Raw genomic sequence first — 15491 nt, 5'->3', positions numbered from 1 at the left:
GAGCGGGTCAGCCCTTGACGCTGCCGGCGAGCAGACCTCGCACGAAGAAGCGCTGTAGGGACAGGAATACGACGAGCGGTACGACGATCGAGACGAACGCGCCAGCGGTGAGCCGCTGCCACTCGTTGCCCCGGGTGCCGGCCATCTCGGCCAAGCGGACCGTGAGCGGCGCGGTCTCGTTGCCGCCACCGGCGAAGATCAGCGCGACCAGCAGGTCGTTCCAGACCCAGAGGAACTGGAAGATGCCGAACGCGGCCAGCGCCGGAGTGATCAGCGGCAGCACGATGGTGCGGAAGATCTTCGGGTGCGTGGCCCCGTCGACCCGGGCCGCCTCCATCAGGTCTCCGGGGAGCTGCGAGATGAAGTTGTGCAGCAGGAACACCGCGAACGGAAGCGCGAAACAGGTGTGCGCGAACCACACCTGGGCGAACTTCTGTTCGTCAACCAGGTCCCACGCCGGCATCAGGGTGACGCCACCGAGGCTGACGCCGGTGGAGAAGAACTTCAGCAGCGGCACCAGGGCCATCTGCAGCGGGACGATCTGCAACGCGAAGATCGCGATGTAGAGCCAGTCCCGCCCGCGGAAGTTGATCCACGCCAGCGCGTACGCGGCCAGCGAGGCGAAGGCCAGCGGGAAGAGCACCGACGGGATGGTGATCGCCAGCGAGTTGATGAAGTAGCTGGCGAGCTGCCCCGACGACGCGGACCGCCCGAAGAGGACCTGTTGGTAGTTCTCCAAGGTGAACTGCGGATTGGTGAACGCCGTCCACCAGCCGGTCGTCTTGATCTCGTCCTCGGGTCGGAGGGAGGAGACGAGCAGGCCGAAGGTCGGGATGGTCCAGACCACCGCGATGACGATCGAGACGAGCGTCGCGGTACGGCTGTTCAGCCGCTTGCGGACCCGGCCGGCGGTGCTGGACGTCCCGTCGGCGGTCTTCTGGGCGCCGGCGGCGACGGTGGGCGTTGCGGTGGTCATCTCAGCCCTCCCGCTGACGACGGAGGTTGCGGATCTGGTAGATCACGACCGGGATGACCAGGATGAAGAGGAAGACCGCGAGCGCGGAGCCCTGCCCGTTCTGGCCGTACCGGAAGGCCTGGTTGTACATCTCGCTGGCGATCACGCTGGTGTCGTAGTTGCCGTTGGTCGAGGTCCGGACGATGTCGAAGACCTTGAGCGTGGCGATCGTGAGCGTCACCGCCACGACGATCAGCGCCGGCCGGATGCTCGGCATGGTGATCTGCCAGAACATCTGCCACGGGCTGACGCCGTCGAGCCGGGCGGCTTCGACGATGTCGCCGGGGATGGCCTTGATCGCGGCGGAGAGCACCACCATGGCGAAGCCGGCCTGGATCCAGACCATGATGACGATCAGCAGCAGCGTGTTCAGCGGTGACTCGAGCAGCCACTGCTTCGGCTCACCGCCGAGGCTGACGACGATCTGGTTGAGCAGACCGATCTGGTCGCCGTCGCCGCGGTACGCGTAGACGAACTTCCAGATGATGCTCGCGCCGACGAACGAGATGGCCATCGGCAGGAAGATCAGTGACTTGGCGATCGCCTCGAAGCGGGCCTTGTCCACGAGTACGGCGTAGATGAGGCCGAACGCGGTGGCCACCAGCGGGACCAGCAGCACCCAGACCAGGGTGTTGATCAGGACCCGGACCATGGAGTTGTCGGAGAACATCCAGCTGTAGTTGCGCAGCCCCACCCATTCGGTGCTGCCCCCGTTCATCAGCGAGAGCAGCATGGTGCGGATGGCCGGTACGACAAGACCGATGGTGAGCAGCAGCAGCGTCGGCAGCAGGAAGAACAGGGCGAAGAGCCCTTCCCGCTGCTTGGGTCGCCGGGTCAGCGGCGTGCCGCTGATGGAGGCGGCGACGAGCTGGGCCTCCCGCCGTCGGGCGAACCAGGCAGGCACCACGTCGAGCAGCAGGAGCAGACCGCCCACCACCACCACGAAGGCGACCAGCCCGTACATCAGCATGAGGAGCTTCGGCTGCTCGTCGGCGAAGTCGAACTCCATCAACCCTCCCTCTCGGGTCCGGATCGGCCGGTGGCCCGGTTCGCGTACGCGAACCGGGCCACCGCCGTGATCACTTCGGCCAGCTGCTCTCGATGCCCTGGAGCACCGGGGCGGTCTGCTTGCCGTTCAGCCAGTCGACCATGCCCTTCCAGAACGTTCCCGCGCCGACGGCGGCCGGCATCAGGTCGGATCCGTCGAAGCGGAAGGTGCCCGTCTTGTCCTGCAGGATCTGGACGGACAGCTTGTCGATCGGGCTGGCCACGTTGGCGATGTCCAGCTTGTTGTTCGCCGTGACCCAGTTGCCGAGCTTCGCGCGGCTGTTCACGTACTCGCCGGAGGCGAGGTAGGTCTGCACCGCCTGCACCTCGGGACGGTCGGCGTACGCGACGACGAACTCGCCAGCGCCCAGGACCGGCTTGCCCTTGGCCGGGTCGATGGTCGGGAAGTAGAACGCGAACGCGTCACCGTTCTCGTCCACCTTGGTGCCCTCGGGGAACTGGTTGGCGTAGAACGACGCCTGCCGGTGCATCGCGCACTTGCCGGTGGTCACCGGCAGACCCGCCTCCTGGAAGGCGGTGGTGGTGATGCTCTTGACGCCGCCGAAGCCGCCGTTGACGTACTTCTCGTTCTTGAGGATGCTGCCGGCGCGGTCGACCGCGTCGACGATCCTCGGGTCGTTGAACGGGATGGCGTGGGTGGTCCACTGGTCGTAGACCTCGGGGCCCTGCGTCCGCAGGATCACGTCCTCGATCCAGTCGGTGGCCGGCCAGCCGGTGGCGTCACCGGACTCGACGCCCACGCACCACGGCTTCATGCCGCTGGCGGCGATCTTGTCGCTCAGCGCGATGAGCTGGTCCCAGGTGGTCGGAACCTCCCAGCCCTTCTCCTTGAAGGTCTTGGGGGAGTACCAGACGAAGGACTTGACGTTCGCGCCGAGCGGCACGCCGTAGAGCGTCCCGTTGACGGTGCCGTACTTCAGCCAGTCGGCCGGCATGTTCTGCTCGGCCATGGTCTTGGTGTCGGCGCCGAGGGACTTCAGCTTGCCGGCGTCCGCGAACCGCTTCACGAGGCCCGGCTGGGGCACGAACGCGATGTCGGGGGCGTTACCGCCGTCGACCCGGACGGGGAGCTGCGCCTCGAACTCGCCGCTGCCCTCGTAGGCGATCTCGATGCCGGTGCAGTCGGTGAACTGCGACCACGAACGCTCGAGCAGGTCGGCCTCGGCGTCACGGATGGACGCGTAGATCGAGACCTTCTTGCCGTCGTTGCCCTGATACTTCTCGTACGGGGCACATTCGGCGGATCCCGCCTTGTCGCTCTTCTTGTCATTGCCGGTACCGCAAGCGGTGGCGCTGAACGCCAGCCCGAGTACACCGGCGATCACGAAGGCCTGGCGTGGTCTGGTAAAGACCGCCATGCCGTCCTCCTTCCTAGCCGGCGTGGTCTCCGCTGGTGACCCGCGCCGGTCCGATTGGGCGTGCACACATGTAAGCGCTTGCATCAGGTCTGGTCCACCCCCTGTCAGACACGAGCGAGTAACAATCCCGAAACCTCGTGTCCGCCGGCTGGGCGCGTCCCCGGGCGCAGATCCGGCCTCTTTCGAAGACTGGCGATATCTGTCAGGCTGGGGCCACCTCATCGAAGGTTTTGCACATAGGAGGAGCTGGATGCGTAAGCGGTGGATCAGCCTGCTGGTGACCGGCCTGCTCGTCGGAGGGGCCGTCGCGCCGGCGAGCCCGGCCCTGGCCGCCCCGAGTTTCAAGGTGCCGTTCCCGTGCGGTCAAGCCTGGTCGGGGCAGACCCGGTCGGACCACAGCCCGGCGTACGCCGTCGACTTCAACCGCACCGACGACCTGGGCGACCCGGTGGTGGCGAGCGCGCCCGGCACGGTCGACCGGGTCACCGACCTCGGCGGCACCAGTTACGGCAAGTACGTCCGGATCGACCACGGTGGCGGTTACACGACCTACTACGCCCACCTCAACGGCTTCAACGTCTCGGTCGGGCAGACCGTCGGGTACGGCAAGGTGATCGGCTGGGTCGGCAGCACCGGCGGGTCCACCGGCCCGCACCTGCACTACGAGCAGCGCCTCAACGGCAACGACGTGCAGGTCCGGTTCAACGGCACCCTCGGCCTGTACTGGGGGACCAAGACCTACACCAGCGACAACGGTTGCTCGTCGGGCAGCGGTAACGGCACGGTCGACACCAGTGGCACGCCGCTGACCGTCCGCTCCGGCCCCGGCACCGGGTACGCCTCGGTGGGCACCGTCGCCGACGGCACCCGGGTGACCATCTCCTGCCAGACCAGCGGCACCACCGTCACCGGTACCTACGGCACCAGCTCGATCTGGGACCGCATCGGTAGCGGCCGCTACATCGCCGACGCGTACGTCTACACCGGTTACGACGGATACATCCCGAACGTGCCCCGCTGCTGACCTCTGGTGGTCTCCGGCGGGGTGACCCGCCGGAGACCGGTCGGGCGGTCAGACGTTGAGCCGCCAGATCGACAGGTTCAGCGCGGCGGCGAAGGTGACCCACGCCCAGTACGGCAGCAGCAGCGCCGCCGCGACCCGGGACACCCGGGCGAAGAGCACAACGGTGAGGCCGATCGCCAGCCACATCACCACGATCTCGCCGAACGCGAGCCCGTACTGGCCCGCGCCGAAGAACAGCGGCGTCCAGATGGCGTTGAGCACGAGTTGCGCGGACCACGCCCACAGGGCGGGGGAGAAGCCGACCCGACGCCAGACCAGCCAACCAGCGACCGCGATCAGCGCGTAGAGGACCGTCCAGACCGGGCCGAAGAGCCACGACGGCGGCGCCCAGTCCGGCTGGCGCAGGCTCGCGTACTCGTCGGTGGTGCCCCGCACACCGAGCCCGCCGATCGCGGCCGCGACGAAGACCGCCGCCGCGAAGGCGGCGAGCGCCCAGCGCGATCGTCGGCCGGAGGTCGGCCCTGCCTCGCGAGATATCTCCATCGTCGAGATATTTCCGCCCGGCGTCCGGTCAAACCCAAAAAAGCGCCGGGGCCGCTGCGGCCGGTGCTTCTGTCGGGAGGACGAAGCTCCGGTCGCGGCGACCCCGACGGGTCCCGGTGTTCGTGAGGATGTGGTTATGAGGTACGAGCGTCAATTGAAGATGCTGACACCACCCGGGCCGACGAGCAGCCCGACGACGATGAGGACGATGCCCCACAGGATCTGCCGGCGGAACAGCGCGAGGATGCCGGCGACCACGAGTACGACTGCGAGAATCCAGAGAATCAGCTCCATGACCTCTGAATACCCGACCCTCCGATCGGGGAAACCTGGTCCGTGTCGAGTTGATCCCCGACATGAAAGACGCTGTACGCCTGCTTGATCACCGGGTGCGCCACGTTGCGCACGCGTACCCCTCCCGGGGTCATCCCGCGCTCGGTGCCGGCGTGCGCGTGTCCGTGCAGGGCCAGGGCGGTCGGCGCCGAGTCGATCGCCTGCCCCAACTGGTACGACCCCAGGAACGGGTAGATCTCCAGCGGCTCGCCGACCAGCGTGTCGGGGACCGGGGCGTAGTGCGTGAGCGCGACCAGCATGTCGCACTCCAGCGAGCGCAGGGCCTCTCCCAGGCGGTCCGCGCTCTCGTTGGTGGTCCGGACGAACGCCTTCATCTCCGGCTCGCCGAAGTCGCTCGCGCACCGGCCGGCGAACCCCCCGCCGAAGCCCTTGACCCCGGCGATGCCGAGCCGGCCGCCCGCACAGTCCAGGACAACGCCGTTGCCCTCCAGCACGGTGATGCCCGCGTCCTCGAGCACCTTCACCACCTGTGGCACCTGATCACACTGGTGGTCGTGGTTGCCGAGCACGGTGACCACCGGTACGGCAAGTCCACCGAACTCCTGCGCCACGCAGCGCGCCTCGGCCTCGGTGCCGTGCCGGGTCAGGTCGCCGGCCAGCAGCAGCACGTCGGCGCACTCCGGCAGCTCCTCCAGCGCCGGGCGGAACCGGCCGACCACGTCCTCGTCCAGATGCACGTCGCCCACGGCGGCGATCCGGATCACCATGAAACCTCCCTCAGGGCAGTTGCTCGATCTCCGTGGGCGCCTGGACGCGGATCACCCCGATGTCGCTGGTGATCGGCACGTCCGGGAAACGCTCCGCCACGAGACGCAGGATCTCCTCCCGCCGGTGCGGGCTCTCCACCTCGCCGTGGAGCACCAGCACGTCATCGCGTCGGACGACGGTGATCCCCTGTTCGGCGACGGCCGGATCCTCGGTGAGCGACCGTTGGATCTCCGCTTCGACGTACTCGTCGGGTGGCGCCGCGCCACCGGCCTGATCGTTCGTCACGGTGTCTCCTCTCCTGCCGGGGTGCCGGGCTCCGACACCACCTCCAGCCGGTCCAGCAACACCAGGAACGCCTCGGCGTACGGCGAGTGCTGCGTCTCCTTGCGTACCCGTTCCCAGTCGATCTGCTCCCGCAGCGACCGGGCCAGCGGCAGGCCGCGGGCGAAGTCGCAGTAGTGCTGCGAGAAGCTCAGCAGCTTGTGCACCATGAGCTGGGTGGCGGACAGGACCGGCATGTGGATGGCGTCCACCGGCCGCACGACGGTGTCGGCGAACGTCTCCTCGGTCACCGGCGTCTCGATGGGCCGGTGGATCAGGTCCACCATCCGCTCCTCGTCGAAGACCTTGACGAGCCAGTCCTCCGGCGGTCGCTCGGCGCGGAAGCCGGCGGCGACCAGCGCCTCCAGCGACCTTTCGACGTCGGCCTCGCGGATGAGGAAGTCGACGTCGTGGTCGCTGGAGTGGCCGCCGTGGGCGTAGACAGCGAAGCTGCCGCCCAGGGCGAACGGAATCTCGGACTGCTTGAGCACGGCGGCGACCTTTTTCAGGGTGTGCACCAGACTCTCGTCCCCGCGCTCAGCCATCTGGGTCTCCCGTCGGTCGTGTCGTGGTGGACAGGCGGTTGGATTCGAACCCCCGTACCCGGCATTCCGGTCGCCCACACCTGCTCTGGTCGCGGTCGGGTGCCAACCGGAGCAAACGGGAACAAAGATCGCAGGAGGCGGGCATCGGTCGGATAACCTGTCGAGGGTGGCCAGACCATCGGGGACGCGACGCCGCAAGGCCCGGTTGCGCACCGTCGCTCTGATCGGCATCGACGGCTCGGGCAAGACCACGCAGGCACACCGACTGGCGGACGCGCTCAACGCCGCCGGCCGCCCCGCGACGTACCGCCGCAACGCCAGCGGGCGTCGCTGGCTCGGGCGGCTCGCCCACCGTCTCGGCCTACCGGACGCGCAACGCCTCGTCGGGCGCGACGGTGTCCTCGCGGTGGAGTCCGTACTGCGCTGGCTGGCCATCGCCGCAGCCCTGCTCAGTTGCCTGCTCACCGGCCGGACGGCCGTCATGGACCGTTACTCGGCCTGCCAGTACGCCAGCATCCGCGCCCACGGCGGGCACCGCTGGGAACGACTGGCGCGGGCCGGCTACCGGTTGTTCCCGACGCCGCAGGTGACCTTCCTGCTCGCCGTCGACCCGGCGGAGGCCTACCGGCGCATCGAGGAGCGCGGCACCGACCACGAGTCGATGGGCTGGCTGACCGCGGCGGACACCGCCTACCGGACGCTGCCCGAGTACCCGAGCTTCGTACTCGTCGACGCGGGCCGTCCCGCCGAGGAGGTGACCGAGCAGATCCAGGCCCACCTGTCGTCCTGGCTGCCGTCGGACAGCCGACGCGACCCGGCGCGGCCGTCGACCGGAACGCCACCGATACCGGATCAGGCCGGGCCCGGCGACGTGCCGCTGCTGGTTCAGGCGCGTCCGTAGACCGGAACGGTGGCTCCGCTGGTCGGCGCCGAGTCCGGCGAGGCGAGGAAGCGGATCACCGGCGCGATCTCGGCCGGGCCGACCCACCGCGAGTGGTCGGCGTCGGGCTGCGCGGCCCGGTTCGTCGGCGTGTCGATGACGCTGGGCAGCACGGTGTTGCAGCGGACCCCGCGCGAGCGGTACTCCACCGCGACGGCGTTGGCGAAGGCCAGCACCGCGGCCTTGGCCGTCACGTAACCGGCCGCCCCGGCGAACGGGCTGACCGCCGCGCGGGCGGAGACGCACACCACCGCGCCGCCTCCGGCCGCCACCAGGTGCGGCAGCGCGGCCTGCGTGACCAGGTACGTGGGGCGCAGGTTGACGGTGAGCATCCGCTCGAACTCCTCGACCGGTGTCTCGTGCACCAGGCCGCCGCTCGCGTACCCGCCGACCAGGTTCACCACCGCCCGCAGCGGAGCCGCCGGATCGGCCGCGGCGGCCTCGACCACCCGGGCCACGTCCGCCGGGTCGGTCAGGTCCGCGCCGAGCGAGACCAGCCCGTCCGCCGCCGGCGCCGACCCGGCGGACCCACCCCGTCGTGGTACGACCACCCGCCAGCCCGCCTCGACAAAGGACGCGACGACCGCACCGCCCAACCCGCCGCCCCCACCGGTCACCACCACACTCCGCCCCACCATCCCCAAACGCTAACCCCACCCCCCGCCCCCCACCCCCCCAACCACCCCCGCACCCCGGCTCACCTCGTCGATCATGAAGTTATTGCCGCGACACGCCGATCCGGAGGGCAACAACTTCATGATCGACGAGACGGGGCGGGGCGGGGGCGGGGTGTCTGCTGAGAGCAGAGGGGGTGGGTTTTTCGGGGTGGGGCGGCGCAGGATCGGGGCATGGCGCGGATTCTGGTTCTTGGGGGTACCCGGTTTCTTGGTCGGGCGGTGGCTCGGCTCGCCGTCGCGCGGGGGGATGAGGTGACCTGCGCGGCGCGGGGCGTGTCCGGCGCCGTACCCGAGGGGGTGCGGTTCGTGTCGGTGGACCGCGACGACCCGGCGGCGCTGACGCCGCTCGCCGGTCAGGGTTTCGATGCGGTGGTGGACGTGACGCGCCAGATCAGCCACGCCCGGCACGCGCTCGCCGCGCTGGCCGACCACGTCGGTCATTGGTCGTTCGTGTCGACGATGTCGGTGTACGCGGACAACACGACCCCGGGTCTCTCCGCGACGAACGCGCCGGTGTTGCCGCCCCCACCGTCGGACGTGGACGGACCGGGCCCGGACTTCCGCTGGTACGGCGAGTGCAAGGTCGCCATCGAGCAGCTGGTACGCGAGCGGATGGGCGTGGACAGGTCGTTCATCTGTCGGGCCGGGCTGATCGTCGGAGCCGAGGATTCGAGCAACCGTTTCCCGTACTGGGTGCGACGGCTGGCCCGGGGCGGCGAAATTCTCGCGCCGGGGGAGCCGACCGACCGGGTGCAGTTCGTGGATGTCGAGGATCTGGCCGGCTGGCTGCTGCACGCCGGCGACACCCGGCTCAGCGGCACGTACGACGGGAACGGACCGACGATGTCCCGGGCGGAGATGCTGGCCGGGGTGGCCGCCGGGCTGGGCGTGGAGGATCCCCGTCTCACCTGGGTCGACCAGGACTTCCTGCGCGAGCACGACGTACGCGAGTGGTGGGGGGAGCGGGCGCTGCCACTGTGGGTACGGCTGCCGGAGTCCGCCGGCCTGATGGACCGGGACGTCTCGGCGGCCCTGGCCGCCGGGTTGGTCGTCCGTCCGCTCGCCGACACCGTTCGGGTGACGGCCTCCTGGATGAGCGCCCACCCGGGCGACGTACCGCAGGGTGGACTCGACCCGGCGGATGAGGCGGCGGTCCTGGGTACGTGGCACGCTGTGCGAAAGGCGTGATCCGGATCGTCGACACTTTCCCACCACGTACGGTGATGGTTGACGCTCACGCTTAGTGAAAGTAAGTTTCACCCGTGGCGAAGAGTCCGAAGATTTCTGCGAGTCACGAGCCTGGTGGACTGATCGTCCACATCAGCGGGCTTCTGCCGTCGCTGTCGCCCGCCGAGCAGCGGGTCGCCCGGCTTGTCGTGTCCGACCCGGCCGCCGCCGCGCGGAGGACAATCACCGACCTCGCCACCGCAGCGGAGACATCGGAGGCGACCGTCATCCGGTTCTGCCGGTCGGTCGGGATGGACGGCTACCCGCAGCTGCGCATCCGGCTCGCCGCCGAGGCCGCCCGTCGCGTCGAACCTCCGGACGCCCGGGTCGTCGGCGGTGACATCCCGCCCGGCGCCGATCTCGCCCAGATCATCGCCACCATCGCGTTCAACGACGCACGAGCTGTCGAGGAGACCGCCGAACAGCTCGACCCGGCCGTCTGCGAGCAGGTCGTCGAGGCGATCGCCGGCGCTGGCCGGATCGACATCTACGGCGCCGGGGCCAGTGGGTTCGTCGCCTCGGACTTCCAGCAGAAGCTGCACCGCATCGGCCGGATCGCCTTCTACTTCCCGGACGTGCACACCGCGCTGACCTCGGCCGCCCTGCTCGGTCGCGGCGACGTGGCGATCGGCATCTCGCACACCGGCACCACCTCGGACGTGATCGAGGTGCTGGAACAGGCCCGGACGCGCGGCGCGAGCACCGTGGCGCTGACCAACTTCCCGCGCTCGCCGATCACCGAGGTCGCCGACTTCGTCCTCACCACCGCGGCCCGCGAGACGACCTACCGCTCGGGCGCCACGGCCAGCCGTCTGGCGCAGCTCACCGTCGTCGACTGCCTCTTCGTCGGGGTGGCCGCCCGCAACCGGTCCCGGGCCCGCAAGGCCCTCGAGGCGACCGCAGAGGCGGTCCAGTCGCACCGGGTGGGCGCGAGCCGGAGGCGGGCATGACGCCCGGCTCGGTCGAGCCGGACAGGGACAAGGCAGCACCACCCACCCGCCCGACGGTCCGGGTGGCCGCGCCCACCGAACGGCGTAACCCGCTCAGCGTCGACCTCGACCTGATGTCCACCCGGGACGTCCTCACCGTGATCAACGACGCCGACCGACGGGTGCCCGCGGCGGTCGCCGCGGTGCTCGACGAGATCGCCGCCACGGTCGACCTGGCCGTCGCGGCGCTGCGCGGCGGTCACCGGGTGCACTACTTCGGGGCCGGCACCTCCGGCCGGCTGGGCGTGCTCGACGCGGCCGAACTGGCGCCCACCTTCAACTCGCCCCGGGACTGGTTCTGCGCCCACCTCGCCGGTGGCCCGGACGCGATGCTGCGCGCCGTGGAGGACGCCGAGGACGACGACCGGGGCGGTGCGATCGAGGCGGCCGGCTGTGTGCGAACCGGCGACCTCGTGGTCGGTCTGGCGGCCAGCGGACGCACCCCGTACGTCCTCGGGGCGCTCGCCACGTCCCGCGTCACGGGCGCCTCGACGGTGCTGCTCTGCGCCAATCCGGAGGCGGAGGCCGCCCGGTCGGTCGACGTGTTCATCGGGGTGGACACCGGACCCGAGGTGGTCACCGGGTCGACCCGGATGAAGGCGGGCACGGCGCAGAAGTTGGTGCTGAACGCGTTCTCGACCGCCGTCATGGTGCGCCTGGGTCGGGTCTACTCGAACCTCATGATCGATATGGTTGCCACCAACGCCAAGCTCCGGGGCCGAATGATCTCGATCCTGGTCGAGGCGACCGGATGTTCCGAGGAGGTGTCCCGGCGGGCCCTCGGAGAGGCCGACGGCGACCTCAAGACCGCGCTCGTCACCCTGGTCTCCGGGGCCGAGGTGACCGCCGCGCGCGCCGCCCTCGCCCGATCCGCGGACCAGGTACGCGGCGCCCTCGCCCTGCTCGCCTCCTGAGTTCGCCCCACCCGGGAAGCGAATGGGGCTCCGGATTGTTCACCGGGTCGGAGGGTAATAACACCCTCGTGGATGAACCGACCGGTCCACCGCTGCGTATCTGGCAGTGACCAGGATCGCAGCGTGGTGGTGACCCGGGTCGCTGTGCCGGCGCGGCGGGCGGTGTTGCCTATGGTGCGGGCGATCGGTGACCCGTCGATCCGCCAACCCGTCCGAGGTGCCCAGCGGCGCGCCACCCGACGGGTGCTGACAGCAAACGTGGACCGTGCTCTCAGCAACTACTCAGGCATTCGTGACACTTTCGACTCACGAAAAGGAACACCCGACACGTCTCATCTGTTGTGTAGGTGTCAGCACCGGTGGGCACAGCAGAAGTTACCAGGGCTGACCGGACGTGGGGAATGGCAAGGAACCGGGCAACCGGCGCGAGCGAGGGGACCGTGGGCAACGTGGACAAGAACATCGGCATGCGTACCGACGAGGTCGCCGAGGAGCGTGACCTGGTCGGCGTCTACCTGCACGAGATCTCCCGGACGCCACTGCTGGACGCCGCCAAGGAGGTCGATCTCTCCAAGGCGATCGAGGCGGGCCTCTACGCCGAGCACCTGCTCGGCGAGGATGCCGTTCCCGACGGTGTCGACCGGGCCGACCTGGATCGGCTGGTTGCCGAGGGTGAGCGCGCGAAGGACCTCTTCATCCGCGCCAACCTGCGACTGGTCGTGTCGATCGCGCGTCGTTACGTACGCTCGGGGATGCCCATGCTGGACCTGATCCAGGAGGGCAACACCGGCCTCGTCCGAGCGGTCGAGAAGTTCGACTACGAGCGTGGCTACAAGTTCTCCACCTATGCCACCTGGTGGATCCGCCAGGCCATCAGCCGGGCGATCGCCCAGCAGGAGCGCACCGTCCGTCTGCCGGTGCACCTGGTGGAGGACGTCAACCGGATGCGGAACGTGACCCGGCAGCTCACCCGTGAGCTGGGCAGCGACCCGGAGCCGGAGCAGATCGCGGCATCACTCGGCGTCACCGTCGAGCGGGTCAATGAGCTGCGCCGCTGGTCGCAGGACACGGTTTCGCTGGACACCCCGGTCGGCGACGACGGCGACACCAACCTCGGTGACCTGGTCGCCGACAGCGATGCGCCGTCGCCGGAGGACATCGTCCTGAGCGGCCTCGAGCGGCAGCGGATCGAGGGGCTGCTCAACCACCTCGACGACCGGTCCGCCGGCATCATGCGGGCCCGCTACGGCCTGGAGGACGGCCGCGAGCACTCGCTGACCGAGGTCGCGTCCCGCTTCTCGCTGTCCCGCGAGCGGATCCGGCAGCTCGAGATCCAGGCCCTCGGCCGGCTCCGCGAGCTGGCTCGGGCCGAGGGGCTGCAGGCAGCCTGACCTGGTAGTAATGACGGCGAACGGCCGGCGTCCGATAGGGGGACGCCGGCCGTTCACCGTTTAGCGGACCCTGCCGTACCCGTGGATCGACATCATGTTCATGCCGCGCTTGAGCACGTTGCGACCGGCGCTCGGCGCGTCGATCACCTGGCCGTCGCCCACGTAGAGCGCGACGTGCCCGAGACCGCTGTAGAAGATGAGGTCTCCGGGTCGCAGGTCGCCTCGGCCGATGTGTGCGACCGCCCCCCACTGCATCCGCGCGCTGTGTGGCAGCGATCGTCCGGCCGCCCGCCAGGCGGCCAGGGTGAGCCCGGAGCAGTCGTAGCCGCCCGGCCCCTCACCTGCCCAGACGTACGGCTTGCCGATCGCGCCGAAGGCGTAGCGCACCGCCGCGCCGGCATCTCCGGCGACCGCCGGAACATTCCGGACCTCGGCCTCCGCCGCCTTGGGCGCGGGTCGCTCGGTGGCCGCCCCGTACGCCTGTCGGCGCAGCTCGTACAGCTCGGCCAGGTCCTTCTCGATGCGTGTCTTGCCCGCCGCCAACTCGCGGGCCTGGGCGGCCTGCCGGGCCAGCGTGGCGTCCAGCCGCTTCTTCTCGTCGAGCAGCCGCCGCTGGTTGTCGGTGAAGCCGGAGATGCGCTCCTGACGCTGTCGGGTCAGCTGGTCGAGGGTGCCGAGCCGGTCCAGCATGGCGGCGGCGCCGCCGGGCCGGAGCAACGCGTCGGCGGTACGCAGACCGCCGCTTCGGTACGCGCTGTTGGCGAGTGCGGCGACGTCCGCCCGGCTCTGCTCGGCCTGCTGTTCGAGCGGGCCGATGCGGGCCTGTAATCGGGCCACCGCGGCTTTGTTGACCTTGATGTCCTCGGTGAGCTTGTTGTACGACTCCACGACCCGCTCCAGCTCGGCCGAGGACGTCTCGATCCGGCGGGTCAGGTCGGCGGGGGACGGCTCGGCGTGCGCCGCCGCCGTCGGGGCGATCAGGGCGGCCGACAGGCCGACCAGCGCCACGGTACGCAGCAGGGTTCTCAGGGATGACAAGAGCGAGAGGCTCCTCTCCCACGGCCGCCGACGGGGCTGCTGACGCCCTCGGCGACACCGGTCGGGGTCGTCCGGGTGGACGACACTGGGCCGGACCGGCTCGCTCAACCTAACCCGGGACGGTTGTGCTGCGCAGTTGAAGCAGGGGCGAATGTTGACCAAGTGGCAGGAAGTGCCACTGCGGAACCACAGCGTCAACGGGGCCGCCGACACGGGGGTGAAGGCTCCTGCGGCGCTTTTGCTTGCGATTTTGACCGATATGCGACTTTCGTCGTTCCCGGCGCATGCCGCCGGTTAACAGCGCGCCATACCCGATAAAAGGTGAAATGGATGCTGTTTCGCGACGATGTCGCCCGGACGGGTGAGCCGTCCGCTGCCGTAAATGCCCAGGTGCAGTGGCGGTGCCCCAACACAATGGAGCCCGGGGCCGGGAATCCCGTCATCGGAGGCTCACACCGGTGGTCACGGGATCCGACCCGACAGGCCGCACCCGCGGGAGGATCCGTGAATCGTGAAGGCGCAACGACGCGACCGCAGCGAACGGTGCCCGGTGCCAGGTCCACGCTGCTCTACGCGCGACCCGGCATCATCGTCACCGTCGACCGGTTCACCGTCGGCCGCACCAGCTACCGCATCCCCGACCTGACCCACCTGCGTACCACCCGAGGGCCGCACGACCGGATCGCCGTCCGGGCCGTCGTGACCACCGCCTCCATGATCGGCGTGGTCGGCCTGCTCCTCGGCTTCAGCGGCGGCCTACAGCGGTTGACCGCCGGGGCGTACCTCATCCTCGGAGCGGTCCTCCTGCTGCCGGCCACCCTCGCCCTCGTCGGTGACCGCTGGCGGCCACCGCCGTACGAGCTGTGGGGATGGCACCGGGGCGCGGAGGTGCTGCTCTTCAGCGCCGACGACGAGCGGCAGTTCGGCCAGGTCACCCGCGCGCTGCTGCGCGCCCGGGAGGTCAACCGGTACGGCGGTTGGGTCGACCCGGTCGCCTCGGCCGACCCCTGGCGGCCGAACCGCTGACCGGACGGCCCCTCAGGGCCCCGGTCAGCCGGCGACCGGCTCCGGCGTACGGGTGGCCGGCCGGTCGAGCCAGGCGGTGACGCGTCGCTCGGCGTAGAACGAGACGAACGGCACGGTGCCGGCCAGCATCACCAGGAGCATCCGCTTCAGCGGCCAGTCGGCCCGGCGGCTCAGGTCGAACGCGGCCACCAGATAGATCATGTAGAGGAAGCCGTGCGCCGGGCCGACGGTCTCCACCACCGTCGGGTTGTCGAACGCGTACTTCAGCGGCATCCCGATCACGACCAGCAGGATCAGCACCACGCCCACGATCCAGGCGATCACGCGGTACCGGGTAAGGGCTGCGCCCACTT

The 15491-nt window shown here is 69.8% G+C and carries 18 protein-coding genes; 7 read left to right on the top strand and 11 right to left on the bottom strand.

Features of this window, described 5'->3' with window-relative positions; all coding sequences use genetic code 11:
- Positions 1 to 7: 7 nt before the first annotated feature.
- From ACQP0N_RS26930 to ACQP0N_RS26920, 3 genes are all read right to left on the bottom strand, one after another.
- On the bottom strand, positions 8 to 976 hold the full coding sequence (locus ACQP0N_RS26930; protein ID WP_355052209.1) for a carbohydrate ABC transporter permease: 969 nt from the start codon (positions 974 to 976) through the stop codon (positions 8 to 10).
- Position 977: 1 nt separating this feature from the next.
- A complete protein-coding gene (locus ACQP0N_RS26925) occupies positions 978 to 2024 on the bottom strand; it encodes a carbohydrate ABC transporter permease (RefSeq protein ID WP_355052210.1) in 1047 nt (348 codons plus the stop codon).
- A 70-nt stretch (positions 2025 to 2094) separates the two neighbouring features.
- Positions 2095 to 3441 carry an ABC transporter substrate-binding protein gene (locus ACQP0N_RS26920; protein WP_355052211.1) on the bottom strand — a complete coding sequence of 449 codons (1347 nt, stop codon included), beginning with the start codon at positions 3439 to 3441 and terminating at the stop codon, positions 2095 to 2097.
- A gap of 250 nt (positions 3442 to 3691) precedes the next feature.
- Between ACQP0N_RS26920 and ACQP0N_RS26915 the strand changes: the two genes are divergently transcribed.
- A complete protein-coding gene (locus ACQP0N_RS26915) occupies positions 3692 to 4465 on the top strand; it encodes a peptidoglycan DD-metalloendopeptidase family protein (RefSeq protein ID WP_355052212.1) in 774 nt (257 codons plus the stop codon).
- 48 nt (positions 4466 to 4513) lie between these two features.
- Here ACQP0N_RS26915 and ACQP0N_RS26910 read toward each other — a convergent pair whose 3' ends face one another.
- The 5 genes from ACQP0N_RS26910 to ACQP0N_RS26890 form a co-directional block, all read right to left on the bottom strand.
- Positions 4514 to 5008 (bottom strand): TspO/MBR family protein, encoded by a 495-nt coding sequence (locus tag ACQP0N_RS26910; protein ID WP_433115041.1) that lies wholly within the window; start codon positions 5006 to 5008, stop codon positions 4514 to 4516.
- Positions 5009 to 5158: 150 nt separating this feature from the next.
- Positions 5159 to 5302: a GPGG-motif small membrane protein gene (locus tag ACQP0N_RS26905; RefSeq protein ID WP_007464364.1), complete on the bottom strand. Its 144-nt coding sequence runs from the start codon at positions 5300 to 5302 to the stop codon at positions 5159 to 5161.
- Positions 5293 to 6069, bottom strand: a complete 777-nt coding sequence (locus ACQP0N_RS26900; RefSeq protein ID WP_396804258.1) for a metallophosphoesterase family protein — start codon at positions 6067 to 6069, stop codon at positions 5293 to 5295. The genes ACQP0N_RS26905 and ACQP0N_RS26900 overlap by 10 nt, the downstream gene beginning before the upstream one ends.
- Before the next feature lie 10 nt (positions 6070 to 6079).
- On the bottom strand, positions 6080 to 6355 hold the full coding sequence (locus ACQP0N_RS26895) for a hypothetical protein (protein ID WP_355052215.1): 276 nt from the start codon (positions 6353 to 6355) through the stop codon (positions 6080 to 6082).
- A complete protein-coding gene (locus ACQP0N_RS26890; RefSeq protein ID WP_433115039.1) occupies positions 6352 to 6936 on the bottom strand; it encodes a nucleotidyltransferase in 585 nt (194 codons plus the stop codon). Before ACQP0N_RS26890 ends, ACQP0N_RS26895 begins: the two co-directional genes overlap by 4 nt.
- Positions 6937 to 7102: 166 nt before the next feature.
- Here ACQP0N_RS26890 and ACQP0N_RS26885 point away from each other — a divergent pair, with 166 nt between their 5' ends.
- The gene (locus tag ACQP0N_RS26885) at positions 7103 to 7837 is read left to right on the top strand and encodes a dTMP kinase (protein ID WP_433115038.1); all 735 of its coding nucleotides are present in this window, start codon (positions 7103 to 7105) and stop codon (positions 7835 to 7837) included.
- Here the strand turns inward: ACQP0N_RS26885 and ACQP0N_RS26880 are convergent.
- A complete protein-coding gene (locus ACQP0N_RS26880) occupies positions 7822 to 8514 on the bottom strand; it encodes an SDR family NAD(P)-dependent oxidoreductase (protein ID WP_433115036.1) in 693 nt (230 codons plus the stop codon). The genes ACQP0N_RS26885 and ACQP0N_RS26880 overlap by 16 nt on opposite strands.
- A 210-nt stretch (positions 8515 to 8724) precedes the next feature.
- Here ACQP0N_RS26880 and ACQP0N_RS26875 point away from each other — a divergent pair, with 210 nt between their 5' ends.
- The 4 genes from ACQP0N_RS26875 to ACQP0N_RS26860 all read left to right on the top strand — a co-directional run bounded on the left by ACQP0N_RS26875 (position 8725) and on the right by ACQP0N_RS26860 (position 13074).
- Positions 8725 to 9741 (top strand): NAD-dependent epimerase/dehydratase family protein, encoded by a 1017-nt coding sequence (locus ACQP0N_RS26875; RefSeq protein ID WP_433115034.1) that lies wholly within the window; start codon positions 8725 to 8727, stop codon positions 9739 to 9741.
- Between the two features lie 74 nt (positions 9742 to 9815).
- A complete protein-coding gene (locus ACQP0N_RS26870) occupies positions 9816 to 10730 on the top strand; it encodes a MurR/RpiR family transcriptional regulator (RefSeq protein WP_355052219.1) in 915 nt (304 codons plus the stop codon).
- On the top strand, positions 10727 to 11683 hold the full coding sequence (locus tag ACQP0N_RS26865) for an N-acetylmuramic acid 6-phosphate etherase (RefSeq protein WP_433115031.1): 957 nt from the start codon (positions 10727 to 10729) through the stop codon (positions 11681 to 11683). Before ACQP0N_RS26870 ends, ACQP0N_RS26865 begins: the two co-directional genes overlap by 4 nt.
- A gap of 401 nt (positions 11684 to 12084) precedes the next feature.
- On the top strand, positions 12085 to 13074 hold the full coding sequence (locus tag ACQP0N_RS26860) for a sigma-70 family RNA polymerase sigma factor (RefSeq protein ID WP_355052221.1): 990 nt from the start codon (positions 12085 to 12087) through the stop codon (positions 13072 to 13074).
- 60 nt (positions 13075 to 13134) lie between these two features.
- Here the strand turns inward: ACQP0N_RS26860 and ACQP0N_RS26855 are convergent, their stop codons facing one another.
- Positions 13135 to 14112, bottom strand: a complete 978-nt coding sequence (locus ACQP0N_RS26855) for an NlpC/P60 family protein (protein WP_433115029.1) — start codon at positions 14110 to 14112, stop codon at positions 13135 to 13137.
- Positions 14113 to 14655: 543 nt separating this feature from the next.
- On the opposite strand from ACQP0N_RS26855, the gene ACQP0N_RS26850 reads away from it, so the two are divergent.
- On the top strand, positions 14656 to 15138 hold the full coding sequence (locus ACQP0N_RS26850; protein ID WP_355052223.1) for a DUF6232 family protein: 483 nt from the start codon (positions 14656 to 14658) through the stop codon (positions 15136 to 15138).
- Between the two features lie 24 nt (positions 15139 to 15162).
- On the opposite strand, the gene ACQP0N_RS26845 is transcribed toward ACQP0N_RS26850, so the two are convergent.
- Positions 15163 to 15489, bottom strand: a complete 327-nt coding sequence (locus tag ACQP0N_RS26845; protein ID WP_355052224.1) for a DUF3817 domain-containing protein — start codon at positions 15487 to 15489, stop codon at positions 15163 to 15165.
- Positions 15490 to 15491 lie beyond the last annotated feature (2 nt).

This window comes from Micromonospora sp. CA-246542 (assembly GCF_050942905.1).
Classification (GTDB): Bacteria; Actinomycetota; Actinomycetes; order Mycobacteriales; family Micromonosporaceae; genus Micromonospora.
Note: the sequence above shows the minus strand (reverse complement) of the source record. Positions and strands in the feature narration are given on the sequence as shown.

Bases quoted from the DNA above. Each gene is read 5' to 3' on its own strand.
- ACQP0N_RS26930 (WP_355052209.1), bottom strand. From the start codon at position 976: ATGACCACCGCAACGCCCACCGTCGCCGCCGGCGCCCAGAAGACCGCC.
- ACQP0N_RS26925 (WP_355052210.1), bottom strand. From the start codon at position 2,024: ATGGAGTTCGACTTCGCCGACGAGCAGCCGAAGCTCCTCATGCTGATG.
- ACQP0N_RS26920 (WP_355052211.1), bottom strand. From the start codon at position 3,441: ATGGCGGTCTTTACCAGACCACGCCAGGCCTTCGTGATCGCCGGTGTA.
- ACQP0N_RS26915 (WP_355052212.1), top strand. From the start codon at position 3,692: ATGCGTAAGCGGTGGATCAGCCTGCTGGTGACCGGCCTGCTCGTCGGA.
- ACQP0N_RS26910 (WP_433115041.1), bottom strand. From the start codon at position 5,008: ATGGAGATATCTCGCGAGGCAGGGCCGACCTCCGGCCGACGATCGCGC.
- ACQP0N_RS26905 (WP_007464364.1), bottom strand. From the start codon at position 5,302: ATGGAGCTGATTCTCTGGATTCTCGCAGTCGTACTCGTGGTCGCCGGC.
- ACQP0N_RS26900 (WP_396804258.1), bottom strand. From the start codon at position 6,069: ATGGTGATCCGGATCGCCGCCGTGGGCGACGTGCATCTGGACGAGGAC.
- ACQP0N_RS26890 (WP_433115039.1), bottom strand. From the start codon at position 6,936: ATGGCTGAGCGCGGGGACGAGAGTCTGGTGCACACCCTGAAAAAGGTC.
- ACQP0N_RS26880 (WP_433115036.1), bottom strand. From the start codon at position 8,514: ATGGTGGGGCGGAGTGTGGTGGTGACCGGTGGGGGCGGCGGGTTGGGC.
- ACQP0N_RS26875 (WP_433115034.1), top strand. From the start codon at position 8,725: ATGGCGCGGATTCTGGTTCTTGGGGGTACCCGGTTTCTTGGTCGGGCG.
- ACQP0N_RS26865 (WP_433115031.1), top strand. From the start codon at position 10,727: ATGACGCCCGGCTCGGTCGAGCCGGACAGGGACAAGGCAGCACCACCC.
- ACQP0N_RS26860 (WP_355052221.1), top strand. From the start codon at position 12,085: ATGGCAAGGAACCGGGCAACCGGCGCGAGCGAGGGGACCGTGGGCAAC.